General features: G+C 61.7%; 16 protein-coding genes. 7 read left to right on the top strand and 9 right to left on the bottom strand.

Annotated features, from left to right (window positions below; translation table 11 throughout):
- Positions 1-105: 105 nt before the first annotated feature.
- The gene (locus tag ACM6IP_RS10260; RefSeq protein ID WP_414861430.1) at positions 106-2,049 is read right to left on the bottom strand and encodes a DNA topoisomerase III; all 1,944 of its coding nucleotides are present in this window, start codon (positions 2,047-2,049) and stop codon (positions 106-108) included.
- A 256-nt stretch (positions 2,050-2,305) separates the two neighbouring features.
- Here ACM6IP_RS10260 and ACM6IP_RS10255 point away from each other — a divergent pair, with 256 nt between their 5' ends.
- Together ACM6IP_RS10255 and ACM6IP_RS10250 are read left to right on the top strand one after the other, a co-directional pair.
- Positions 2,306-3,631 (top strand): OprD family porin, encoded by a 1,326-nt coding sequence (locus ACM6IP_RS10255; RefSeq protein ID WP_414861429.1) that lies wholly within the window; start codon positions 2,306-2,308, stop codon positions 3,629-3,631.
- A gap of 173 nt (positions 3,632-3,804) precedes the next feature.
- Positions 3,805-4,020, top strand: coding sequence for a hypothetical protein (locus ACM6IP_RS10250; RefSeq protein WP_414861428.1), 216 nt, complete (start codon positions 3,805-3,807; stop codon positions 4,018-4,020).
- A 173-nt stretch (positions 4,021-4,193) separates the two neighbouring features.
- On the opposite strand, the gene ACM6IP_RS10245 is transcribed toward ACM6IP_RS10250, so the two are convergent.
- The 4 genes from ACM6IP_RS10245 to ACM6IP_RS10230 all read right to left on the bottom strand — a co-directional run bounded on the left by ACM6IP_RS10245 (position 4,194) and on the right by ACM6IP_RS10230 (position 10,311).
- Positions 4,194-4,526: a DUF2790 domain-containing protein gene (locus tag ACM6IP_RS10245; RefSeq protein WP_414861427.1), complete on the bottom strand. Its 333-nt coding sequence runs from the start codon at positions 4,524-4,526 to the stop codon at positions 4,194-4,196.
- Between the two features lie 149 nt (positions 4,527-4,675).
- On the bottom strand, positions 4,676-7,837 hold the full coding sequence (locus tag ACM6IP_RS10240; RefSeq protein WP_414861426.1) for a CusA/CzcA family heavy metal efflux RND transporter: 3,162 nt from the start codon (positions 7,835-7,837) through the stop codon (positions 4,676-4,678).
- Between the two features lie 26 nt (positions 7,838-7,863).
- Positions 7,864-9,069, bottom strand: a complete 1,206-nt coding sequence (locus tag ACM6IP_RS10235) for an efflux RND transporter periplasmic adaptor subunit (protein WP_414861425.1) — start codon at positions 9,067-9,069, stop codon at positions 7,864-7,866.
- Positions 9,070-9,135: 66 nt separating this feature from the next.
- Complete coding sequence (locus tag ACM6IP_RS10230) at positions 9,136-10,311, bottom strand: TolC family protein (protein ID WP_414861424.1); 1,176 nt, start codon at positions 10,309-10,311, stop codon at positions 9,136-9,138.
- Between the two features lie 537 nt (positions 10,312-10,848).
- On the opposite strand from ACM6IP_RS10230, the gene ACM6IP_RS10225 reads away from it, so the two are divergent.
- Both ACM6IP_RS10225 and ACM6IP_RS10220 read left to right on the top strand, forming a co-directional pair.
- Positions 10,849-11,523 carry a heavy metal response regulator transcription factor gene (locus ACM6IP_RS10225; protein WP_095168719.1) on the top strand — a complete coding sequence of 225 codons (675 nt, stop codon included), beginning with the start codon at positions 10,849-10,851 and terminating at the stop codon, positions 11,521-11,523.
- Positions 11,520-12,926: a heavy metal sensor histidine kinase gene (locus ACM6IP_RS10220; protein ID WP_414861423.1), complete on the top strand. Its 1,407-nt coding sequence runs from the start codon at positions 11,520-11,522 to the stop codon at positions 12,924-12,926. Before ACM6IP_RS10225 ends, ACM6IP_RS10220 begins: the two co-directional genes overlap by 4 nt.
- A 50-nt stretch (positions 12,927-12,976) precedes the next feature.
- Here the strand turns inward: ACM6IP_RS10220 and mgtA are convergent, their stop codons facing one another.
- Both mgtA and ACM6IP_RS10210 read right to left on the bottom strand, forming a co-directional pair.
- Entirely contained in the window at positions 12,977-15,691 is a 2,715-nt protein-coding gene (mgtA, locus tag ACM6IP_RS10215) for a magnesium-translocating P-type ATPase (protein WP_414861422.1), read from the bottom strand.
- A gap of 922 nt (positions 15,692-16,613) precedes the next feature.
- Positions 16,614-16,832 (bottom strand): DUF4287 domain-containing protein, encoded by a 219-nt coding sequence (locus ACM6IP_RS10210; RefSeq protein WP_095168723.1) that lies wholly within the window; start codon positions 16,830-16,832, stop codon positions 16,614-16,616.
- 166 nt (positions 16,833-16,998) lie between these two features.
- Between ACM6IP_RS10210 and ACM6IP_RS10205 the strand changes: the two genes are divergently transcribed.
- The 3 genes from ACM6IP_RS10205 (at position 16,999) to ACM6IP_RS10195 (ending at position 21,072) form a co-directional block, all read left to right on the top strand.
- A complete protein-coding gene (locus tag ACM6IP_RS10205; RefSeq protein ID WP_095168724.1) occupies positions 16,999-17,520 on the top strand; it encodes a sigma-70 family RNA polymerase sigma factor in 522 nt (173 codons plus the stop codon).
- Entirely contained in the window at positions 17,517-18,488 is a 972-nt protein-coding gene (locus ACM6IP_RS10200) for a FecR domain-containing protein (RefSeq protein ID WP_414861421.1), read from the top strand. The genes ACM6IP_RS10205 and ACM6IP_RS10200 overlap by 4 nt, the downstream gene beginning before the upstream one ends.
- Before the next feature lie 106 nt (positions 18,489-18,594).
- Entirely contained in the window at positions 18,595-21,072 is a 2,478-nt protein-coding gene (locus ACM6IP_RS10195; protein ID WP_414861420.1) for a TonB-dependent siderophore receptor, read from the top strand.
- A 194-nt stretch (positions 21,073-21,266) separates the two neighbouring features.
- Here the strand turns inward: ACM6IP_RS10195 and ACM6IP_RS10190 are convergent, their stop codons facing one another.
- Both ACM6IP_RS10190 and ACM6IP_RS10185 read right to left on the bottom strand, forming a co-directional pair.
- The gene (locus ACM6IP_RS10190) at positions 21,267-22,889 is read right to left on the bottom strand and encodes an MFS transporter (RefSeq protein WP_095168727.1); all 1,623 of its coding nucleotides are present in this window, start codon (positions 22,887-22,889) and stop codon (positions 21,267-21,269) included.
- A 108-nt stretch (positions 22,890-22,997) separates the two neighbouring features.
- On the bottom strand, positions 22,998-24,650 hold the full coding sequence (locus ACM6IP_RS10185; RefSeq protein ID WP_414861419.1) for a GMC family oxidoreductase: 1,653 nt from the start codon (positions 24,648-24,650) through the stop codon (positions 22,998-23,000).
- Between the last annotated feature and the right edge of the window lie 80 nt (positions 24,651-24,730).

The following is a 24,730-nucleotide window of genomic DNA, read 5'->3' as shown; positions in this document are numbered from 1 at the left end:
TGTGGGAGCGGGCTTGCCCGCGATGGGGTCAGCACATTCAATATCGATGGTGCCTGACGCACCGCTATCGCGAGCACGCTCGCTCCTACAAGTTTGGCAGTTGCCTCAGGCCTTGGGCTTGGCCTTGCGTTTGCCGGTCGTTGCGGTTTTGCGCGCAGTGCTCTTGCGTTTGCCTTTCCAGGGTGTCGCGCCTTTGCCGGCTGGGCTTGCCGGGCCGCTGATGGTCAGGCGCAGGCCGGTGCAGCGGCCCACTTGCTTGCTCATCCAGGCGGCCTGCTTGGCGACAAACTCTTCCAGGCTCATCTCACCGCTCTGCACCATGTCCAGGGCTTGTTCCCAGATGGCCGTGGTGCCGGGATCGGCGATGGCCCGGGGGACGGCGTCGATCAGACTGAAGGCCGCCGGCGTGGCAGCCAGCGCCTTGCCGTGTTTGACCAGGTAACCACGGTCCAGCAGCCCCTGGATGATCCCCGCGCGGGTGGCTTCGGTGCCGATGCCGGTGGTGTCCTTGAGCTTTTGCTTGAGCAGCGGGTCCTGCACCAGCTTGGCCACGTTTTTCATGGCCTTGATCAGGTCGCCTTCGGTAAACGGCTTGGGTGGCTGGGTCCAGAGGTCCTTGAGGTTGACGCCGGCAACTGGATAGTCGCTGCCCTGGGTCAAGGGTGGCAGGTTTTGCGGGGCGGCTGGTTCGCGTCCCTTGGCCGCTGCCAGGGCCTCGGGCATGGCGCGTTTCCAACCCGGTTCCACCACCTGCTTGCCCACCGCGCGCAGTGCCTGGCCGGCACAGTCAAAGTCGGCCTGGGTGCGGTCGTACTCATGGTTGGGGAGGAACTGCGCCAGGTAGCGCGCACGAATCAAGGTGTAGACCGCCCGGTGCTTGCCGCTCAGTCGCTCGAAGTTGTGGGCGGCGGCAGTGGGGATGATGCCGTGGTGGGCGCTGACCTTGGCATCGTTCCAGGCCCGGGAGCGGCGTTGCGGTTCCAGGTGCTGGAGCAACGGCGCGAGGCTTGGGTCCGCGCGGCCCAGGGCCTGGAGAATCGCCGCCGCTTCGCCATGCTGGCTCACGGGCAGGTAGCCGCAGTCACTGCGCGGGTAGGTGATGACTTTGTAGGTTTCGTACAGCGCCTGGGCCACGTCGAGGGTTTCCTGGGCCCCCAGGCCGAGCTTTTTCGAGCAGATTTCCTGCAGGGTGCCGAGGTCGAACGGCAGTGGTGCGACCTCCCGCATCCGCTCGGTGCGCAGTGTGACCAGGCGCGCACTGGCGGCATTGCGCATGGCGTGCGCCGCTTGTTGGGCCAGTGCTTGATTGAGGCAACGGTCCTGTTCATCGCACAGGTCCGACGGCGCCCGCCATTGGGCGGTAAACGGCATACCATCGTGCAGCAACTGCACGTCGATCGCCCAATAGGGCACCGGCACGAAGTCGGCGATGCTGCGGTCGCGGTCCACCACCAGGCGCAGGGTCGGGGTCTGCACCCGACCCACCGGCAGTACGCCCTGGTAACCGGACTGGCGCCCGAGCAGGGTGAACAGCCGGCTCATGTTCATGCCGATCAACCAGTCGGCCCGCGAGCGACCCAGTGCCGAGTGATACAGGCTGAAGGTTTCCGCTCCCGGCTTGAGGGCCGCCAGGGCCTTGCGGATCGAGGCATCGTCGAGCGCCGACAACCACAGCCGCTGGATCGGCCCGCGATAACGACAGTGCTCCACCAGTTCGCGGGCAATCATTTCCCCCTCCCGGTCGGCGTCGGTAGCGATCACCAGTTCCTGGGCCTCGCCCAGCAGGCGCTTGACCGCCTTGAACTGGCTGGCGGTCTTGGGCTTGACCAGCATCTTCCACTTCTCGGGAATGATCGGCAGGTCGGCCAGCACCCAGCGTTTATAACGGGCGTCGTAGGCATCCGGTGGCGCGGTTTCCAGCAAGTGGCCGATGCACCAGGTGACGGTGATCCCCGACCCCAGCCAGCAGCCATCGCCACGCCGGCTGGCGCCGAGCACCGCGGCAATGTCTTTGGCCTGGGAAGGTTTTTCACACAGATACAGACGCATATCGACCATCAGTCTTCAGGTAACAAGCTGCACAGCATGCGCGGTGCAGCGGCCTGGATCAATCTTTATCTGTATGGATGTACAGTCAAGGGCGTTGCCGGCCATTGCGCCCGACACCACGCCCGTGCATGACGAAATTGTCATTCGCCCATCATCTTCACGTTATCTCGTGCTTGCAACGATATCGCTCGGCGGACCTGGGGCGCTTGGCCCCGCACTACAACAAGACTATGCGCCAAACATTCAGGAGCGAAAGATGAATAACAGCACAACATTGACCCTGGCGGCGATAGCCGCGCTGGCCGGTTCCGGCGCTTCACTGGCGGTGGCCGAAGAGAAGCCCGAGGGGTTTGTCGAGGGCAGCAGCCTGACGGTGCTCAACCGCAACTATTACTTCAACCGTGATCACCGCAACGGCCAGTCCAGCCCTACGGGCAATGGTTACTCCGAGGCCTGGGCACAAGGGATTATCAGCAAGTTCGAATCGGGATTCACCCAGGGCACTGTGGGTGTCGGGGTGGATGCCTTCGCCATGATCGGCCTGAAACTGGACACCGGCGACGGGCGCAATGGCGGACGCAGTTCGTTCGATGTATTGCCGGTCGACGCACGGGGCGAGGCCCGCGATGAATACACCAAGCTCGGAGGCGCGGCGAAACTTCGTGCGTTTGATACGGTGGTCAAGGTGGGCGATGTGTTTCCTGCCACGCCGGTGGTGGCTGCCGGTGATTCGCGACTGCTGCCGGAAAGCTTCACCGGGGTCACGGCCAGCAACACCAGCCTGGAGGGCCTGACGCTGCAGGGCGGTCGTCTGCACGCGATGAGCCAGCCGGTTTCGAGCAACATGCGCGACAACTTCGCAACCTTTTATGCCGGGCCGGTCAACTCGCCTTGGGTGGCGTACTTCGGCGGCGATTACAGCCTCAACCGGCACGTCAGCGTCAGCTTGTATTCCAGCCGGCTGAAGGACGCCTGGAATCAGTACTACGCCGGTACGACCCTGAGTTATCCGCTGGCCGAGGAGGTTTCGCTGTTCGGGGGGTTGAACTATTACAAGGCGGTAGATGAGGGCCAGCAGTTGCTGGGCCGGTTCGATAACAACATCTGGAGTGCCAAGGCCGGGGTGAAGTTCGGTGCCCACAGCCTGGCGCTGTCCCACCAGCGCAATAACGGCAACGATGACTTCGACTACCTGCGACAGTCGGACTCGATCTTCCTCGACAACTCGATCCAATACAGCGACTTCAACTCGCCCAAGGAGCGTTCGTGGATGGTGCGTTATGACCTGGACATGACCACGTACGGAGTCCCGGGCCTGAGTTTCATGACCCGTTATGGTCGCGGCAGTGATGCCGACTACTCCAACGCCAACACGGTGTACATGCGCCGCGATGCCGAAGGCAATCCGTTGACGGACCAGAAGCGCTGGGAGCGGGATATCGAAGTCAAATACGTGGTGCAGTCCGGATCGCTCAAGGATCTGTCGTTGCGCGTGCGCCAGGCGAACACCCGGGCCACGGCATTCGAGTCGGATCTGGACGAAGTCAGGCTGATTGTCGAATACCCTTTGGCGATTCTTTAATAGTGGGTGATGGGATAAGCCGTTTGGCCCAGTTTTAATAGCCAACCTATCAAGAATGTAATGTCCCGCCCATGCTCCTGTTAACTTGGCTTTTTTATACTTGTCGGCAAGCCAAAGACTTGAAGGCCACTAGGTCGGCGAGTCTTTCCGATAATGGTAAGAGGAAGCCTGTCATGAAACTTGCGAAGTTCGTGTTTATTGCGGTAATAGCCGTGGCCAGCAGCAGTGTGTTTGCCGAGGGGGGCGCCGAGCGTTCTCAGCAATACCTGGCAGCGTTCAAATTGAGTCAGCAACAAGTGCACGGTACTTCGAGCACTGTTGATGTCCAGTCGACGGCCAACGCTGACGCACAGGGTGAGGACAAGCAGGGCAAGAACTCGGAGGGTTGATCACCGTTCACAGTGTCCATTCACCTTGGTAGCGTCTTGCTCCTTTGGAAGAGGTGAATTTTTCAGCGTCCTTCGGGACGCTTTTTTTTGTTCTCCAGATTGTTGCTGCTGTCTTAGCCGCTGGAGCGAGTGCGCTCGCTCCAGCGGGGCGGACGTTGCCGGGCTCAGCGGGGTCAACCGCCGCGACGGTTGCAGTCGCCGGCAACGGTGTAGCGCAGGGTATTGAGTTTCCCGCTGGCGTCTTCATAGGTCATCTGCGCCGGCACGGGCCCGCAGGACTTTATCGGGGAAGTGACATTCACCACTTTGACCACATCCAGTTTCATGCCATAGGCATATTCCTTGACGATGGGTTGTTCCTTGCCTTGTTGGGCGGCATAGCGCTGCATGGCCATCCGATTGTTCTGCATCATCGTTTCAAATCGCTTGTCGCCGCCACTTTCGGCGAGGGTGTTAGTGGACACAATCAGTGCTGCGGTGAGGCTGATAAGTTGGCTAAGTTTCATGTCGATTACCTCGGTTAAATAAAGCGCAATATTATCAATCCCGACCTGTCGTCGACGTGGCGGCACGATGACAGATCAGTCATGCAAATACCCAAAACACTAAAAAACCCGCAGTCATTAATGACTGCGGGCAAGTAAACACGAATAGATTAGTGCGCTGGGTTTTCGCTCACTGCCTCTTCATCCCGCCGATGGGCCCAGTGATACAGCGCCGGCAATATCAATAACGTGAGGGCCGTCGACGACAGGATTCCACCGATCACCACGGTGGCCAGGGGCCGTTGGACCTCGGCACCGGTACCGGTTGCCAGGGCCATGGGGATGAAGCCCAGGGACGCCACCAGCGCGGTCATCAGAACCGGACGCAAGCGCGTCAAGGCGCCTTCGTTGACGGCCACGCCAAGGGATCGACCTTGCTCGCGCAGGTTGCGGATGAAGGCGATCATCACCAGGCCGTTGAGCACTGCTACTCCGGACAGGGCGATGAACCCCACGCCGGCGGAGATCGACAGTGGAATATCCCGCAGCCACAGCGCCATAACGCCACCGGTCAAGGCGAACGGGATGCCGGTGAACACCAACAAGCCATCCTTGAGGTTGTTGAACATCATAAATAGCAGCGCGAAGACCAGCAGCAAGGCCACCGGCACCACAATCTGCAGGCGCTTGGCAGCCGACTGCAGCTGCTCGAACTGACCACCCCAGGAGGTCCAGTAACCGGCAGGAATCTGTACCTGCTGCTCGATCTGGGCACTGGCCTGCTGCACGAACGAACCGATATCGCGGCCACGCACGTTGGCACTGACAATCACCAGGCGCTTGCCATTCTCGCGACTGACCTGGTTTGGCCCGAGCACCAGATCCAGGCTGGCAACGTCCGCCAGGGCGATGAAGCCGATGGTATTGGCACTGCCGTTGAGCAGGGCGGGTACTGGGATCAGCAGCTTCGACAGGCCATCGATGTCCTTGCGCATGGCGTCGGACAAACGCACCACCATGTCGAAGCGCCGATCTCCTTCATACAGGATGCCGGCCTGGCGTCCGCCAACCGCCACCGCTATGGTGTCTTGCACATCACCGACGTTGAGCCCGTAACGCGCGGCCTTGTCGCGGTCGATATTGATGGTCAATACCGGTAGGCCGGTGGTCTGTTCGACCTTGACCTCCGAGGCGCCATCGATTTTTTGCAGCGTCGCCGCAATCTTCGTCGCGGTGCTGTTGAGTACGTCCATGTCGTCACCGAAGACCTTGACCGCGACGTCGCTGCGCACCCCGGAAATCAGCTCGTTGAAGCGCAGCTGGATTGGTTGCGACAACTCATAGTTACTGCCCGGCAACAGTGCGGTCACCCGCTGGATATCGGCGATCAGCGCCTCGCGGCTTTTGTTCGGGTCGGGCCACTGTTGCTGCGGCTTGAGCATCACGTAGCTGTCGGAGATGTTTGGCGGCATCGGGTCGGAGGCGATCTCGGCGGTACCGGTGCGGGCGAATACACGTTGCACTTCGGGGATCTTTTCCAGCAGCAGCGTTTCCAGGCGCTGTTGCATGTCCACGGATTGGCTCAGGCTGGTGCCCGGTACGCGCAAGGCTTGCAGGGCGAAGTCGCCTTCGCTGAGGCTGGGCACGAACTCACTGCCCATGCGGCTGGCGACCACCGTGCAGACGCCGATCATCGCGAGCGCCAGGGCGAACGCCAGTTGGCGGTGCCCCATGACCCAATCCAGCGCTGGCGCATAGGCCCGGCGCGCGCCGCGCATGACCAGGTTCTCGCCTTCCTTGACCTTGTCGGTGACAAACATCGCGATTGCCGCCGGCACGAAGGTCACCGAGAGCAGCATGGCGCCGAGCAGGGCAATCACCACGGTGAACGCCATTGGATGGAACATTTTGCCCTCGACCCCGGTCAGGGCAAAGATCGGCAAGTACACCACCATGATGATCAATTGGCCGTAGATCAGCGGCCGTCGTGCTTCCCTGGCTGCCGCGAAGACTTCATGGAAGCGCTCGGAGCGCGTGAGAATACGGCCATGCTGCTGCTGGGCGTGGGCCAGACGGCGGATGGCGTTCTCGACGATGACCACTGCCCCGTCGACGATAATGCCGAAGTCCAGCGCGCCGAGGCTCATCAGGTTGGCGCTGACCTTGTTGGTGAACATGCCGGTGAAGGTGAACAGCATGGCCAGGGGGATCACCATGGCGGTGATCAGCGCTGCGCGGATATTGCCCAGGAACAAGAACAATATAGCGATCACCAGGATCGCGCCTTCGATGAGGTTTTTCTTGACCGTAGCAATGGCTTTGTCCACCAGCGTGGTGCGGTCGTACACCGTCACCGCGACCACGCCCTGAGGCAGGGTCCGGTTGATCTGCTCAAGCCTGCTGGCCACCGCTTGCGACACCGTGCGGCTGTTCTCGCCGATCAGCATGAACACCGTGCCGAGTACCACTTCCCGGCCGTTTTCAGTGGCAGCACCGGTGCGTAATTCACGGCCGATGTCGACACTGGCGACGTTCTTGATCCGGATCGGTGTGCCGTCGACGTTGGCCATGACGATGTTGGCGATGTCATCGAGACTCGCCACCTGACCGGGAGCGCGAATCAGCAACTGCTCCCCACTGCGCTCGATGTACCCGGCACCGACGTTGGCGTTGTTGCGTTCCAGTGCGCTCACCAGGTCGGTCAACGTCAGCTTGTAGGCGGCCAGGCGCTTGGGGTCGGGAGCAATCTGATACTCCTTGGCAAAGCCGCCGATGGTGTTGATCTCCGCCACACCGGGCACATTGCGCAGTTGCGGCTTGATGATCCAGTCCTGGATCACCCGCAAATCGGTGGGGGTGTACGCGCTGCCGTCCTCCTTGCGCGCATCGGCGCTGGCTTCCACGGTCCACAGGAAAATCTCCCCGAGCCCCGTGGAGATGGGGCCCATGACGGCCTCGACGCCCGGAGGCAGTTGCTCCTTGGCCACCTGCAGCCTTTCATTGACCAATTGTCGGGCAAAGAACAGGTCGGTGCCTTCCTTGAAGATCACCGTCACTTGCGACAGCCCGGAGCGTGACAGCGAACGGGTCTGTTCCAGCGCCGGCAACCCGGCCATGGCCGTTTCGATGGGGAAAGTGATGCGCTGCTCGGTTTCCAGCGGCGAGAACCCGGCTGCCGCTGTGTTGATCTGCACCTGGACGTTGGTGATGTCCGGCACGGCGTCGATCGGCAACTTCTGGTAGCTGGCGATACCCAGGCCAGCCATGAGTAGAACCGCGAGCAGCACGATGATGCGCTGCTCGATGGCGAATTGGATCAGGCGTTCGAACATGAGGACCTTCTTGTGCCGATAGCGGATCAGTGAGCGTGCTCGGCCGAAGCCTTGCCCAGTTCTGACTTGAGGATGAAGCTGCCCGCCGTGGCGACGTGCGCCCCGGCATCCAGCCCCTGGAGGATTTCCACCTGGCCTGCGGAGCGGCTGCCGAGCACCACCGTCCGAGCCTCAAAGCCGTCGTCAGTGCGCAGGAAAACACTGGGGCTGTCCTCAATGGTCTGAATCGCGGTTTCAGGGACGGTGACCGAGGCCTGGCGGGTATCGGTCGTGACCCGCACGGTCACGAACAACCCCGGACGCCAGGCGCCGTCTGGGTTGGCGAGGCTGGCCCGGACCGTGGCCGTGCGGGTTTGCTCGCCCAGCAGGCTGCCGACGTAGGACACGTTGCCCGCCACTTCGGCATTCAGTTCCGGGGCATTGACGTTGACCGCCGTGTCGACTCGTACGCTGCCCAGATCCTTTGGCGAAACCCCAAACGTTACCCAGACCCGCGACAGGTCGGAGAGGGTAAACACGCTGGTGGAGTCATTGACCACTTCCCCCAGGGTCAGGTGTTTTTCCACCACCATCGCGTCGAAGGGCGCACGCAACTCATAACGATTGCCACCACCGGTAGCGCTGCTGCCACTCAAGGCGCTGATTTTCTGGCGTGCGTTGTTCAGGGCGATCTCGGCTTCTTGCAGGGCCTGGCGCGCTTGCAGAAAATCCTGCTCGGCGGAAATCTGCTCCTGCCACAACTGGCGTTCACGCTCAAAGGTGCTGCGCGCCAGTTCAACGCGACGCTGGGCTGCTGCCTGCTCACTGCGTTGCTCGGAGATTTGCGGGCTGGCAATCACCGCCAGCAACTGGCCCTTTTTCACCGCTTGTCCGAGGTTGACCAGCACCTGCTCGACCACCCCGGGTGCGCGGGGAACGATGTGAGCAGTGCGGTCTTCGTCGAAACGTACTTCGCCGGGGAACGCCAGGGACAGCGCCATGACCTGTGGCCGTGCCTCGGCCAGTTGAATGCCGGCGGAGTTGATCTGCTCCTCGCTGAGCGTCAGGTGACCTTCGGCTTCCTCCGGTTCTGCTTCAGTTGCTTTGTCGACCGTGATCTGGGCGGGTGTGCCGTGCTCGGCGTGCGCCTGCTCTGCATCGGTCGCAGACGTGGCGCGGGTGGTCAGCAATGAGCCGAGGCCGATGCCGGCGCTCAGGGTCAAAGCGATGGCCAGGATGGCTTTTTTGTCCATGGATACTCCAGGCACCGTTGGGTCAGTACGACCGGACGGGTGCGCAATACGGCTATAGATAGGATTTCAAGGGGTGGGGAAGAGGGCGCGGGTGTCGCCATAGATGCGTTCGATACGCACCCAGGCATCGGTGGCATCGGCCACGGCCTGCAGGTACTGGCTGCGTGCTTCGAACAGGGTGCGCTGGGCATCGAGCACGTCGAGGAAGTTGAATTTGCCCATTTCAAAGCCACGGGTGGCGCTGTCGACTGCACTTTGGGCCGCCGGCAGGATCACCTGGTTGAAGGCGTTGACTTCGGTGTTGGCGGTGGCCCATTGGTCCAGGCCTGACTGAACCTCGGAGCGCAAGCGCAATTCGCTGGCGTTGCGCAGGTCCCGAGCCTGGTCGGTGCGGCGCGCGGCGGCCAGCACATTGCCCTGGTTGCGATTGAACAGTGGAATCGGCATCGACACGCCCAGGAGGTTGACCCGTTCGCGATCGGCCTCGCTGTACTGGCTACCGATGCTTACCGTCAGGTCGGGGATACGCAGGGCCTTTTCCAGGCCTAGTGAGGCTTCCTTCTGGTTGATCTGCAAACGCGCCAGGCGCAGCTCGGCGGTATCGGGGAGGCGATCAAGCAGAATCTGTGAGGACGCGATGGCCGGCAATGCGCTTGTCGGTTCTTCGGCGCGGGTAAAGGTGGCCTGTGGGGCCCCGGTGACCTGTGCCAGCTGCTGATAGGCGGTGGCCTGGTCACGTTCGGCGCGACGCAGTTGCAGGCGCACCTGCGACAGTTGCACCTGCGCACGCATGGCTTCGACCGGCGCCGCCTTGCCGGCGTTGATGCGCCCCTGGGCTACGCGTAGGCCGCGCTCGGCCAGTAGCAGCGATTGCTCGGTCAATGACAAACGTTGCTGGGCGGTGGTCGAACTGTAGAAGGCCTGGATCACATCCGCGCGCAATTCATTGCGTCGACGTTCCAGCTCGATGCTCGCAGCGTCCTGCGCACGCTCGGCGACTTCGATTCGGGCGCCGCGTTTTCCACCCAGTTCCAGCGGTTGGCTGAGCATCAGTGTGGTGGTTCGCGAGCGGCGTCGGGTGTCTTCGGCCTCCCAGGACACTTGCGGATTGGGAATCAGCCCGGCTTGCTGGCGATCACCCTCGGCGACGCCGATTTCCCATTGCGCCGCAGCCAGATTCGGGTTGTGGGCAAAGGCACTCTGCAGCGCTCGCTCCAGGGTCAATGGTGCGGCCTGTGCCATGGCCGGCAAGGCACTGGCGGCGACTGCCAGACTGAGCAGTAAAACAGCAGGGCCAGTGATTAACTTTCTGATCCTGGGTGGAATAACGACGCATTGATAACCCTGCACTGTGGACGTTCCTTTAATGCGAAACAGGCGATGGCGTTAATCTAGAGGTCGGTGCTTATCAGTAAGGTGGCTGGATAATTACAAATACGTTATCCGCGGTGTGCGCGGGTACGTGTGTATTAGGATGGAAAGTGTTGGAGCGTTATAGGTATCGCCATCGAAATATGACGATACAAACACCGATGGTTTATCCGCTCAGATGCACTTGTTGATTTTGTTTGTTCGTGAATTGTCCTGCCTGTTAGTTGCGGCATTTTGTCGCCCCTGCAGATTGCAGCGCTCAAGGCCGCGGATTTCGGTTGACCCTGAAGCCACTACAGACATTAGCGTGGTGCATGAGCGGTTCATGTTGAATCACAGATCCGTATGAAAAAATCTTTGTCGTGCTCTGAATAAATCCATGCGTTATTTGTTTAAAGGTGAACAACTATGCGAATCCTTGTGATCGAGGACGAGCTGAAAGCTGCCGACTATTTGCACCAGGGGCTGACCGAAAGTGGCTATGTAGTGGACTGTGCGAACAACGGTGCAGATGGACTTCACCTGGCCCGGCAACAGGCCTATGACTTGGTGATACTTGATGTAAACCTGCCTGAGGTAGATGGCTGGTTCGTGCTGGAACATATCCGCAAGAGTGGCAACACCCTGGTGATGATGCTGACCGCCAGAGGGCGGCTTGCCGATAAGGTCCGTGGGCTGGATCTGGGGGCTGATGACTACCTGGTCAAGCCCTTCGAGTTTCCCGAACTGCTGGCGCGGGTACGCACATTGCTACGGCGCAGCGCGCAGATTCCGTTGCCTCAAGTGTTGAAGGTGGCCGACCTGGAACTGGATCAGGGGCGACATCGGGCGTTCCGGGGTGAGCAACGTATCGACCTGACCACCAAGGAGTTCGCGTTGCTGCACCTGCTGATGCGCCAGTCGGGTGAAGTGCTGTCGCGGACCCAGATTATTTCCCTGGTGTGGGATATGAATTTTGATTGTGACACCAACGTGGTCGAGGTTTCGATCCGCCGCTTGCGGGCCAAGATCGACGACCCATTCGACCGTAAGCTGATCCACACCCTGCGCGGCGTCGGTTATGTGCTGGAGGCGCGCGAATGAAACCGGCCAGCCTGTCGATGCGCTTGGGGTTGACGGTCAGCGTCCTGGGCGCAGTGCTGGTGGTGGTGTTGGCCATTCTCGCGTTCCTGGCGCTGACCCACGAACTGGACGCCCTGGCCAAGGGCGGCCTGGAAAGGAAAATGCAGCAGATTCGCCACAGCCTGGCACTGGAGCAGCACGCCAGCGACCTGCCGCTCAAACCACACTCATTGCTGGACCAGGTCATGGGGCATGACAACCTGAACCTGACGATTCTCGATCAAAGCGCCCCGACGGCACCGTTGCTCAGTGTCGGCAGCCCACTGCCGTTACCGGCGCAGGCCCGTCGTGAGGCGGCCGCGGCGAGCCAGGACAAGGTCACCTACTTCAGCCGTTCGGATGATCAGGGCAGGCACTTTCTGACGGCCAGCCAATTGATGCCGATCAACGATGGGCAGTCGGTTGTGGTGCTGTTGTCGGTTGACCGCTCCAATGATGAGGCCCTGCTCAGTGCCTACCTCAGCTCGACCCTGATTGCCTTGCCGTTGCTGTTGATCCTGATTGGCCTCAGTGCTTGGGCGGTTGTCCAGCGCGGCCTTGCCCCGCTGCGTGAGTTTCGCAAAGTCGCAGCGATGGTTTCGGCCCAGGACCTGAATCATCGACTGTCGGAAGCCAATATGCCCCAGGAGCTCAGTGAACTGGCGCATGGCATCAACTTCATGCTGCACCGGCTCGACAATGGTGTGCAGCAACTGTCGCAATTCTCCGACGATCTGGCGCACGAACTGCGTTCGCCCATCAGCAACCTGATGGGCAAGGCCCAGGTGACCCTGTCGCGGGAGCGTCCAATCGAGGAGTACAAGGCGGTGCTGGTGTCCTGCACCGAGGAACTGGCGCGAGTCACGCGCATCGTTTCCGACATGCTGTTCCTGGCTCAGGTTAGCCACCCGGCAGCGCTGGTGCCCTTTGAAGTGATTTGCCTGGAGGATGAGGCGCTGAAGGTCGCCGATTTGTTTAGCCTGGCGGCGCAGGAAAAACACATCACCCTGCAGGTTTCCGGCAGCGGACGAGCCCTGGGCGACCGGCTGATGATCCAGCGCGCGATGTCGAACCTGCTGTCCAACGCGATTCGCCATTGTCCTGACGGGCAGGCGATTTCGCTGGTCATCGAACGTCACGGCGAACACCTGTCGGTGCTGGTGAGCAACCCCGGTGCGGGCATCGAATCCCACCATCTGCCGCACCTGTTCGACCGCTTCTACCGCGTCGACAACAGCCGCTCCCGCGCTCAGGGCGGCACCGGCCTGGGGCTGGCCATCGTGCGCTCGATCATGAGCCTGCACCAGGGCTCGGCCCAGGTGCAGAGTTCACCTGGGAGTGTGACGGTGTTTCGGTTGGTGTTTCCCAATGGGCGTAACAGCTAAGGCATTGGGAAACTTCTTTGACAGCTGCACGGCCGGGAGGCCTCAGCCCCTCAAAACCACTGCTTGAAACGGCGGATGTAGAGCGTCTTCATCACCTGGGCGACCACGCAGTAGCTGAGCAGGGTGCCCACCAGCCATGGGAAGTAGGACCACGGCAGCGGCGTCAGGCCGACCAGGTTGCCCAGTGGCGAGAAGGGAATGTAGATGCCCAGCACCATGACCAGGCCGGTCATCAGGATTACCGGTAGCGCCGCGGTGCTCTGGAAGAACGGGATCTTGCGGGTGCGCAGCATGTGCACCACCAGGGTCTGGGACAGCAGCCCTTCGATGAACCAGCCGGACTGGAACAGGCTCTGCATTTCCACGCTGTTGGCCGCGAACACGTACCACATCAGGGCGAAGGTGGTGATGTCGAAGATCGACGAAGTCGGCCCGATCCACAGCATGAACCGCCCGATGTTCTGCGCATCCCATTTGCGCGGTTTGCTCAGGTATTCCTTGTCCATCTTGTCCCACGGCAGGGCCAGTTGGGAGATGTCGTACATCAGGTTCTGCAGCAACAGGTGGATCGCCAGCATCGGCAGGAAGGGAATGAACGCGCTGGCCACCAGCACCGAGAACACGTTGCCGAAGTTGGAGCTGGCGGTCATGTTCAGGTACTTCATGATATTGCCGAAGGTCTCGCGGCCCTTGAGTACACCTTCCTCGAGCACCATCAGGCTTTTTTCCAGGAGGATGATGTCGGCTGATTCCTTGGCAATGTCGGTGCCGCTGTCCACCGAGATGCCGACGTCGGCATCGCGCAGGGCCGGGGCGTCGTTGATCCCGTCGCCGAGGAAACCGACGGTGTGGCCGTTGGCTTGCAATGCCTTGAGCACCCGGGATTTCTGCAGCGGTGTCAGCTTGGCAAACACCGTGCGTGTTTCGACCTGTTGTTGCAGGGTCAAATCGTCCATCGGCTCGATGTCCTGGCCGAGCAGCGGGATGCCAGGTTCCAGGCCGACTTCCCGGCAGATCTTGCAGGTCACCACGGGGTTGTCGCCGGTCAGCACCTTGATGGTCACGCCCATGTCCCGCAGCGCAGCAATCGCCGGGCCGGCAGTTTCCTTGGGCGGATCGAGGAAGGTCAGGAAGCCGCGAATCACCAGGTTGCGCTCGTCGCCAGTGGCGTACTGGGCTTTGCTCTGGGCCTTGGGGATGTGCCGGGTCGCCAGCACCAACACGCGGAAGCCGTCTTCGTTGTATTGGTTGGCCAGGCGCAGCAAGGCTTCGCGTCGCGGGTCATCGAGGGGCACGTCTATGCCGTCCTCGTGCAGGTAGCTACTGATGCCGAGCATTTCCTCGACCGCACCCTTGCACACCAGCAGGTGATCGGTGTGGTTGTCTTCGACGATGATCGACAGGCGCCGGCGAATGAAGTCGAACGGCAATTCATCGACCTTGCGGTAGGCCAAGGGTCGCTTGAAATGTGGGTTCTGCCGGGCGAACTGCACCACCGCCTGGTCCATCAGGTTTTTCATGCCGCTTTGGTGGTGGCTGTTGAGCCAGGCCAGTTCCAGCACGGCGTCGTCGCGCTGGCCGGCGCTGTCGAGGTGATGCTCGAGGATGATTTTGTCCTGGGTCAGGGTGCCGGTCTTGTCGGTGCACAGCACGTCCATCGAACCGAAGTTCTGGATCGCATTGAGGCGCTTGACCACCACTTTGCGCTTGGCCATCGCCACCGCACCCTTGGCCAGGTTGGCACTGACGATCATCGGCAGCATTTCCGGGGTCAGGCCGACCGCCACGGCCAGGGCAAACATGAAGGCTTCGCTCCAGTCGCCCTTGGTGAAGCCGTTGATCAGCAACACCACCGGCACCATCACCAGCATGAAGCGGATCAGCAGCCAGCTGACGCTGTTGACGCCCCGGTCGAAGGCGGTTTGCGTGCGCGAGCCGACAATGGCCTTGGCCAGCGAGCCAAAGTAGGTGCGTGGGCCGGTGGCGACCACCACGGCGCGCGCGGTACCGCTGACCACGTTGGTGCCCATGAAGCAGATGTTGGACAGGTCCAGCAGGTTGTTCTGCTCGCTGGTCAAGCTCGCCGCGGATTTCTGCGCGACGTCCCCCAGGGTGTCGTATTTCTCCACCGGCAAGGCTTCACCGGTCAGCACCGCCTGGCTGATGAACAGGTCCCGGGATTCGAGCAGGCGGATGTCTGCGGGGATCATGTCGCCGGCCGACAGCTGCACGATGTCGCCTGCCACCAGTTCGCGCATGGGCACCTCGCGCAGGGTCGGCGTGCTGCCCGGCTGGTCGCGGCGCAGCACGCTGGCGGTGGTGCGCACCATGGTCTTCAGGGCTTCGGCGGATTTGCCCGAGCGGTACTCCTGCCAGAAGCGCATCAGGCCACTGGCCAGGACCATCACCAGGACGATGATGACGCCGGTCAGGTCGGTGTCTTCGCCGTCCCGCAGAGGGATCCAGAAGTCGGTGATGAAGCTGATGACCGTCAGGGTCAGCAGCACATAGATGAAGGGATTGTTGAAGGCCTTCAGTACTTGCACCAGGGCGTGGGGCGGCTGGTCGTGCGCCACCTCGTTGCTGCCGTCGCGCAGCAGGCGGCCTTCGGCGTCGAGTTCGGTCAGGCCGACGCTGCTGGTCTTGAGGTTGGCTAGGGTCACGGCCAGGCCGTTCTGCGCTTCACGGGCGGCGCGCATTGACAGTTTGCCGGCGTCGCGTGGGCTACCCTTGAGGACTTTTTTTGCGGTTTTTACAGTGTTCATGCTGGGTGCTCCTGCCGCTGGCTGGCGGCACGACACAGCAACCACTCAACTAATAAAAGGCGAGCGAAAGTGCATCGAATCGCCCGGCAGCGATCGATTCTGGGAGTTGTTGTTATGCTGTTTTAATGTTCGCCGTACACCGCTGGAACACAGGCATACAGCGAACCGTCTACTGGCGTCGTCCATGCTTGTCCTCGCTCTTTTAATGGTTTAACGGGCAATAGAAAGTTGCCGAATTCCTGAATAAGGAAAACGTCGGAGATTGGTGCCTGGAGAACTTTCAGATCAACTGAAAGTGCGCGTCCCGAGCAACCGGCCGAGTAGCAAAATGGCCTGTTGCATCAGGTGCACGAAGCCCCGACTTGGAGGTTCCTGGCCGTCATCGAGGCTCCAGCGTTGCTCGAGCTGGCCACTCGCCGAGCAGACATGCCAATGCCCCAGCGGGTGAGATCGCAGGCGTGCAGGCGGGGCGTTGAAAAGCGCCCGTGGGAGGGCCGCTGGCGGGCGGCGCAGCAGGGCGCGCGCCGCTTTGGCAAGGGGGCGAACCCCTGGGATGTAGGTGCAGATGAAGTTCATAACATGCCTCGCAACCGGACTGACGCCGGCGAGGCAGGTTACGTTGGAGCCTCAGGCTCTAGCGCAGCATGCCCGACCGAGGTCGAGTCCCGTCGATGACTGGGTAAGTGGCCCGACCTGGCGTATACGCATCGGTCGGGCAGCGTCTAGATACTGTGTCCATTGAATTCTTTTGTGAGTTGAAAAAAGGGCCGGGCTAACCGACCCGGGGCAATCTACTCAGGCGAGTGTTTGAAGTCAACCGTGAATTAACAGTTGTTTGGCAATTAGACAGGAAACAGTGGTAATCGGTGTAAGTTACCGTTTAAAGGTCGTTTATAGATGACAGCACTATGACAGTCGATCCTCATGACTCTTTACCTTTGAGCAATGCATAGATAGCCATGGAGTGGCCATGACCGAGGTCGAAGTCGGCTTTCAACCATTCGATGATCTGGCCGGCCTTGACTCCGGCTTTCAATTTGCCGTCTTCGGCGAACCCTTTGGCGTTGGCCAATTGCTTGAGGTCAGCCGGTGATTGGCCGGTCTTGGCCTGGATGTTGTCCAGATAGGCTTGGAATGACATGACGTGGCAGCTCCTGGATGCACGTAGAGGTGGCTTCAAGCCTAGACCAGATTTAATCCCTGGCGACCAAGGGTGGGTGCGGCAGACGAATGGCAACTGCCTATTGCCAAGCCCACCCGCGCCACATGACAATGCGAAACATTATCAATCACGAACCTGCGCCGTCATGTCTGCCAACGATCTTTCCCTGCGCAGTGCCGTCCACGACCTGTACCACGAGCATCACGGCTGGCTGCAAGGCTGGTTGCGCCAACGCCTGGGCAGCGCCTGCGATGCGGCTGACCTGACGCAGGACACGTTCGTGCGGGTGCTCAAGGCACGTAATGCGCTAGAGATTCGTGAGCCGCGGCCGTACCTGTCGCAGGTCGCCAAGGGCCTGTTGATCGATCTGTTTCGCCGGCGTTCGCTGGAGCAGTCCTACCTTGAAGTCCTGGCCAGCGCCCCGCAATCTCAGCAACCGTCGCTCGAAGAGCAGGCGATCATGCTGCAGGCGCTGCTGGACATCGACCGCATGCTCGAAGGCCTGGGCAAGCAGGTCAAGCAGGTGTTCATCCTGTCGCAGTTCGAAGGCCTGACGTATCCGCGCATCGCCGAGCGCCTGGGCATTTCCACGCGTACGGTGAATAACCACATGGCCAAGGCCATGGAGCATTGCTGCCTGATGCAACTGCAGTTGCAGCTGTCATGAGTCACCTCAAGTCCAGCTTGTCCGGTCCTGAACTGCAGGCGCTGAGTGCGGCCGCGCAGTGGTATGCACGGCTGCAGTCCGGTCAGGCAAGCGACCAGGATCGACAGGATTGGCATGCCTGGCAGGCTGCCGATGAGCTGCACCGCCAGGCCTGGCAACGCATCGAGTCAGTACGCCAGCAGATGGACCGGGTGCCGGGCAACTTCGTGGCGCCGACCTTGCACGGTGTCCAGCACTCGCGCCGGCAGGTATTGCGCAGTGTGCTGGTGCTGGCGTCGGCCGGTTCCCTGGGGTGGTTGGGCTGGCGCAGCGAGACCACCCAGAACCTGTTGGCCGACTACCGCACTGCCGTGGGCGAGCGGCGTGAGGTGCGTCTGGCGGACGGCAGTTCGTTGCTGCTCAACACCGACACTTCGGTCAACGTGCGCTTCGACGGCGCGCAACGGGTGCTGGAATTACTGTGGGGCGAAATGCTGGTGAGCAGCGCCCTGGATCCGCGCAAACGACCGCTGCGGGTCAGTACCCGTCACGGGCAGGTGTTGGCCTTGGGGACTCGTTTCATCGTGGGTTCCCAGGTCGCTGGCGGCGCGGTCGCGGTGCTGGATAACGCCGTGCAGGTCAGCCTGGCGCAGGGCGGGCCAGCGGTTCGCCTTGAAGCTGGGCAACGCCTGGACTTCACCGCCCAGGCCCTCGGCGCGATTCGCCAGAACGATGCCACGGTCGGCGCCTGGCAGCAGGGCAGCATCATCGCCATCGACCGACCGCTGGGCGAGTTGCTCGCCGATCTCTCGCGCTATCGTCCCGGGGTACTGCGCTGCGACCAGCAGATTGCGCGGATGAAGATTTCCGGCGCCTTTCCGGTGGATGACACTGACCGGGCACTGGCTGCGCTGCACAGCGGCTTCGGTCTGAAGATCCAGCACTACAGCCGCTATTGGGTCAATGTTTCCGGGCCTGCGGCGGCCTGAAACGGTGCGTCTGAAAAATTAATTGATTCTCATGTGCACTTTTTATCGACCTCGTTCGGCTCATCTCCCAGTGATTTCATTTGGATGGTTCTGGGGGAGGGTAAGCATGTCTTTTGTGTACAAGCCGGGTGCGGGTCGGTTGGCGACTGCGGTGAGGATTGGCCTGTTCGCGCTGGCAGCCAGCGGCACTGGTGTGGCGACTGCCCAGACCGCGGCGGCGTCGCAGCAGGCGGTGCAATCCTACGATATCGCGGCCGGCAGCCTGACCGAGGTGCTGAGCCGATTCGCCAGTGCGGCGGGCGCGGCCATCTCGTTCGACGCACGGCAGACCGCGGGCCAACAATCAGCGGGTTTGCGCGGTACCTATAGCGTCGGCGATGGGTTTGCGCGGATTCTCGCCAACAGCGCCTTGCAAGCCGAACCCCAGGCCAACGGCAGTTATGTGCTGCGTCCCCGTCCGTCCGCAGGCTCGGCCCTGGAGTTGGCGGCGACCAACGTCAATGCCCAGGAACTCGGGGTGACGACCGAAGGCAGCGGTTCGTACACCACCGGTGCGGTGACGATCGCCAAGGGGGCCCATTCGCTCAGGGAAACCCCGCAATCGGTGACCGTGATCACCCGCAAGATGCTCGACGACCAGAATCTCAACACCATCGACCAGGTCATGGAAAAGACCCCGGGCATTACCGTCTATGACTCGACCATGGGCGGCAAGTACTTCTACTCCCGGGGTTTTCGCATGTCCGGGCAGTATGAGTACGACGGTGTGCCGCTGGACATGGGCAACTCCTATGTCCAGGCCGACAGTTTCAGCAGTGACATGGCCTACTACGATCGCGTCGAGGTGCTGCGCGGGGCAGCCGGGATGATGAAGGGCTCGGGCGGCACCGCCGGCGGCGTCAACTTCGTGCGCAAGCGCGGGCAGAGTACCCCGCAGACCCAGTTGAGCCTGTCCGGCGGAACCTGGGACAACTACCGAGGCCAGGTCGATACCGGCGGCCCGCTGAACGAGTCCGGAACGTTGCGTGGCCGTGCGGTGATCGCCGAGCAGAGCAAGCATTACTTCTATGACGATGCCAGTCGCAAGGACCAGGTCTACTACGGTGCGCTGGATTACGACCTGTCCGCCGACACCACCCTGGGCCTTGGCATTGCTTACGAAGATGTCGACGCCAACCCGTGCTGGGGTGGCATGCCGCGCTACCGCGATGGCAGTGACCTCAAGCTCAGCCGCTCGACCTGCCTGGACCCGTCCTGGAATACCTGGCGCAGCCAGCGCACCACCACCTTCGGTGACCTGGCGCACCAGTTGAATGACAACTGGGCGCTGAAAGTGGCCGGGGTCTATAGCAAAAACACCCAGGACATCAAATACGCGTTCCCGTCCGGCGCGATCACCCCAGGCAACGGCACCGTGCGCATGCTGGGCAGCATGTACGACTACGATCAGGTCGACTATGGCCTGGATGCTTACCTGGACGGCAAATTCGAGGCGTTGGGGCGCGAGCATGAGTTGATCGTCGGCCTCAATGGCAGTCGCTCGAACAAGAACGACTTCTACTCGGTGGCATTCCTGCCGCAGACCCAGGACGTATTCAATCCCGACAAGCACCTGCCGAAACCCGATGACAGTTATTTCATCGCCAACTCGACCCGTGGTGGTCCGGTGGACAGCGTGACCAAGCAGTATGGGGTTTACTCCACGGCCCGCCTGAAACTGGCCGACCCCTTGACCTTTGTCCTCGGTGGGCGGGTCAGCTGGTACGACTCCGAAACCGATTCGCTGTTCATCAACTCGGGTATTTCACAGACGGCCAAGACCAAGGAAACCGGGCAGGTCACGCCGTTTACCGGGCTGCTGCTGGACCTCAATGAAAACCTTACGGCCTATACCAGCTATTCGGAGATCTTCACCCCGCAAGGCAACCTGCGCTCCGAAAGCGGCGCGGCGCTCAAGCCGCTGGTAGGGCAGAGCTATGAATTGGGGATCAAGGGCGAGTGGTACGGTGGTCGCCTCAACAGCTCGTTCAACCTGTTCCGCACCATCCAGAAAGACCAGGCCCAGACCGACTACAACTCGTCCTGCCCATCCTCGGACGGTTATTGCTACGTCAACGCCGGCAAAGTCCGCGCCCAGGGTTTCGAAGCGGAGGTCAGCGGTGAGCTGATCGAGCGCCTGCAGTTGCTCGCCGGCTACACCTACACCCAGACCAAGACCCTCGACGATATCGACACCAGCCTCAACGGTGAGGCGTTCAACAGCTATGTGCCACGCCACGTGCTGCGTATGTGGGGCGACTACGCCCTGGAGGGAGCGCTGGAGCGATTCACCCTGGGGGCCGGGGTCAATGCGCAAAGCGACAACTTCCGCGTGTCACCCTTGAGTGGCGAAAAGATCAGCCAGGGCGGGTACGCCGTGTGGAACGGCCGGGTCGGCTACCGCATCGACGACACCTGGTCGCTGGCGCTCAATGGCAACAACCTGTTCGACAAGCGCTACTACAGCACCATCGGCACCGAGACCTTTGGTAACTACTACGGCGAGCCGCGTAATTTCATGGTCTCGGTAAAAGCCGACTTCTGAAGTTAATGCAGGAACTTGTGGGAGCGAGTGCCCGCTTGCGGCTTGCTCGCGATGGGGCCAGCCCATTCGACATCGATGGTGCCTGACACACCGCCATCGCGAGCAAGCCGCAAGCGGGCGCCCGCTCCCACAGGGTTTGCGGTGCCTACAGGGCCCGATTTACACAGGACCTGTAGGAGCGGGGCCCTTCGGGCTCAGTTCTTCTCCAGGTCGACATCCTTGGTTTCCCGCAGGCACAACATACCCACCACCAGGCTCACGCCGGTGATCAGCACCGGGTACCACAGGCCGTAGAAGATATCGCCGGTGTACACCACCAGGGCAAACGATACCGTTGGCAGGAAGCCGCCGAACCAGCCGTTGCCGATGTGGTAGGGCAGGGACATCGAGGTGTAGCGGATGCGGGTCGGGAACAGTTCGACCATCAAGGCCGCCAGCGGCCCGTAGCACATGGCCGAGATGATGATCAGCGCCACGATCAGGGCGACGATCATCGGTTTGTTGACCTGCTGGGTATCGGCGGTCTGCGGATAACCGGCCAGGGTCACGGCACCGCGCAGGGCGGCTTCGTCGTAACCGTCGATTTTCACCTCGCCAATGCTCACTTGCACGCCACTGCCGGCCGGTGCGGCGGCGCTGCTGTACGGCAGGCCCTGCTTGACCAGGAAGGTCTTGACCTTGTCGCACGGGCTGTCGAAACGAGCCTTGCCGACCGGGTCGAACTGGAAGGTGCAGGTGGCTGGATCGGCCAGCACGGTAATCGGCGCCTGTTGGCTGGCGCGGTCGATGGCCGGGTTGGCGTAGTGGGCCAGGGTCTTGAAGATCGGGAAGTACAGCACGGTCGCCAGCAGCAAGCCGAGCATCAGGATCGGTTTGCGCCCGACCCGGTCCGACAGCCAGCCGAAGAAAATGAAGAACGGCGCGCCGATCACCACGCTGACAATCAGCAGGGTGTTGGCCAGGGCTGGGTCCATCTTGAGGAACTGGGTGAGGAAGAACAGCACGTAGAACTGCGCGGCGTAGAACGTCACCGCTTGCCCGGCGTTGATGCTGAACAGCGCAATCAGCACCACCTTGAGGTTTTCCCAGTTGCCGAAGGACTCGCGGATCGGCGCCTTGCAGGACTTGCCTTCTTCTTTCATTTTCAGGAAGGCCGGCGATTCATGCAGGCTCAGGCGGATCCAGGTGGAGATGCCCAGCAGCACGATCGACAGCAGGAACGGAATACGCCAGCCCCAGACTTCGAACTGGTCGCCGGTGAAGTAGCGGCACCCCAGCACCACCAGCAGCGACAGGAGCAGGCCGAGGGTCGCGGTGGATTGAATCCAGCTGGTGTGGAATCCGCGTTTGCCCATCGGTGCGTGCTCGGCGACGTAGGTCGCGGCCCCGCCGTACTCCCCGCCCAGGGCCAGGCCCTGGAGCATGCGCAGCACCACCAGGATGATTGGCGCGGCGATGCCGATACTGGCGTAGGTCGGCAGCAGGCCGACGCAGAAGGTCGCCACACCCATCAGGATGATGGTGGCGAGGAAGGTGTATTTGCGCCCGATCATGTCCCCCAACCGGCCGAACACCAGCGCGCCGAACGGCCGCACGATGAACCCGGCGGCGAACGCCATCAAGGCGAAGATGAACGCGGTGGTGTCGTTGACCCCGGCGAAAAACTGCTTGCTGATGACCGCCGCGAGGGCGCCATAGAGAAAGAAGTCATACCATTCGAAAACCGTCCCCAGGGACGAGGCGAAGATGACTTTCTGGGTGTCCTTGCTGGTGCCGGTGCTCAGCGTTCCTGCCACGGCGGGTGCCTGGTCTGACATACGGGTATCCCTCACAGTGATTATTTATTGTTGTTCCACTGTCGGCGCCTGCCTTGCGGGCTGGCGCGTCTGCTGTCATGCATCTGCCCTGTAGGGGCAAGCTTGCTCCTACAGGTGCGGTACGGTTGCCCGTTCTGTGGGTGTGGCGTTGCTCCTTGTCAGTGAGGCGAGAATCAGCTGCGCCGCTTTCTCGGCGATCATCAGCGTGGGTGAACAGGTATTGCCCGAGGTGATGTGGGGCATGATCGAGGCGTCGGCGATGCGCAGGCCGGGAATGCCATGCACGCGCAGTTGGGCATCGACGACCGCATCGTCATCCTGGCCCATGCGGCAGGTGCCTACCGGATGGAAGATGGTGGTGCCGATCCGCGCGGCGGCCTCGTGCAACTGCTCCTCGGTGTGCAATTCGGCGCCCGGCAGATACTCCACCGGCTTGAACGGTTGCAAGGCTTTGGCGCTGACAATCCGCCGGGTCAGGCGAATGGCGGCGGCGGCCACGCGCAGGTCTTCGGGGTGGCTCAGGTAGTTGGGCTGGATCAGCGGCGCCTGCTGTGGGTCGGCCGAACTGATCTCGATCCGGCCACGGCTTTGCGGACGCAGGTCGCACACTGAGGCGGTGAATGCCGGGAATGGGTGCAGTGGTTCGCCGAAACGCTCCAGCGACAACGGCTGGACGTGGTACTCAAGGTTGGCCGAAGTCTGCTCGGGCCCTGATCGGGCAAAGGCGCCGAGTTGGCTGGGGGCCATCGACAGCGGGCCGCTGCGGTCGTACAGGTAGCGCAGGCCCATGCCCATCTTGCCCCACAGGCTGCCGGCAATCTGGTTCAGGGTGCGGGCGTTTTCCAGCTTGTAGATCAAGCGCAGTTGTAGGTGATCCTGCAGGTTGCCACCCACGCCATTGAGTTCATGCACCAGGTTGATGCCCAGGCGCTTGAGCAGGCCAGCCGGGCCGATGCCGGAGCGCTGGAGGATGCTGGGCGAGCCGACGGAGCCGGCGCTGAGGATGATTTCCCGGCGTGCGGTGAAGGTGCTGGCCTGGCCCTGCCAGCGCGCGGTGACCTTGCAGGCCCGGCCGTTTTCCAGGAGCACGCGGTCGACATCGACCCCCGTCAGTACCGTCAGGTTAGGGCGCTGGGCGACAGGCTTGAGAAACGCTTTGGCGGCGTTCCAGCGCACGCCGGCCTTCTGGTTGACCTGGAAATAGCCGCAGCCTTCGTTGTCGCCCTGGTTGAAGTCGTCGATGCTGGCGATGCCGGTCTGTTCAGCGGCGTTGCGAAAGGCGTCGAGAATCGGCCATGACAGGCGCTGGCGTTCAACCCGCCATTCGCCGCTGGCGCCGTGAAAGTCGTCGGCGCCGGCAAAATGGTTTTCGCTTTGGCGAAACAGCGGCAGTACCTCGTTCCAGCTCCAACCGGGATTGCCTTCGCTGGCCCAGCGATCGTAGTCACCGGCCTGGCCGCGCATGTAGATCATGCCGTTGATCGACGAGCTGCCGCCCAGCACTTTGCCCCGTGGGTAGCTCAGGCTGCGGCCCTGCAGGCCAGCTTGGGCCTGGGTCTTGTAGCACCAGTCGGTGCGTGGGTTGCCGATGCAGAACAGGTAGCCGACGGGGATGTGGATCCAGGGATAGTTGTCGCGCCCGCCGGCTTCGAGCAGCAGCACCCGGTGTTGTGGGTTGGCGCTCAGCCGATTGGCCAGCAGGCATCCGGCGGGCCCGGCGCCGACCACGATGTAATCGTATGCATCAACGGCAGGTGACATCCATGACCTCGCAGCGTGTTGTTCTTATTGCGCTTCATCCTAGTTGTTAGTTTTCGACAAAAGAATGTTAGTTTTTGCTC

Origin of the sequence: Pseudomonas sp. IT-P176, assembly GCF_949767245.1 — a bacterium.
Classification (GTDB): domain Bacteria; phylum Pseudomonadota; class Gammaproteobacteria; order Pseudomonadales; family Pseudomonadaceae; genus Aquipseudomonas.
The sequence above is the reverse complement of the archived record's forward strand: the minus strand, read 5'-3'. Positions and strand labels throughout refer to the sequence as shown.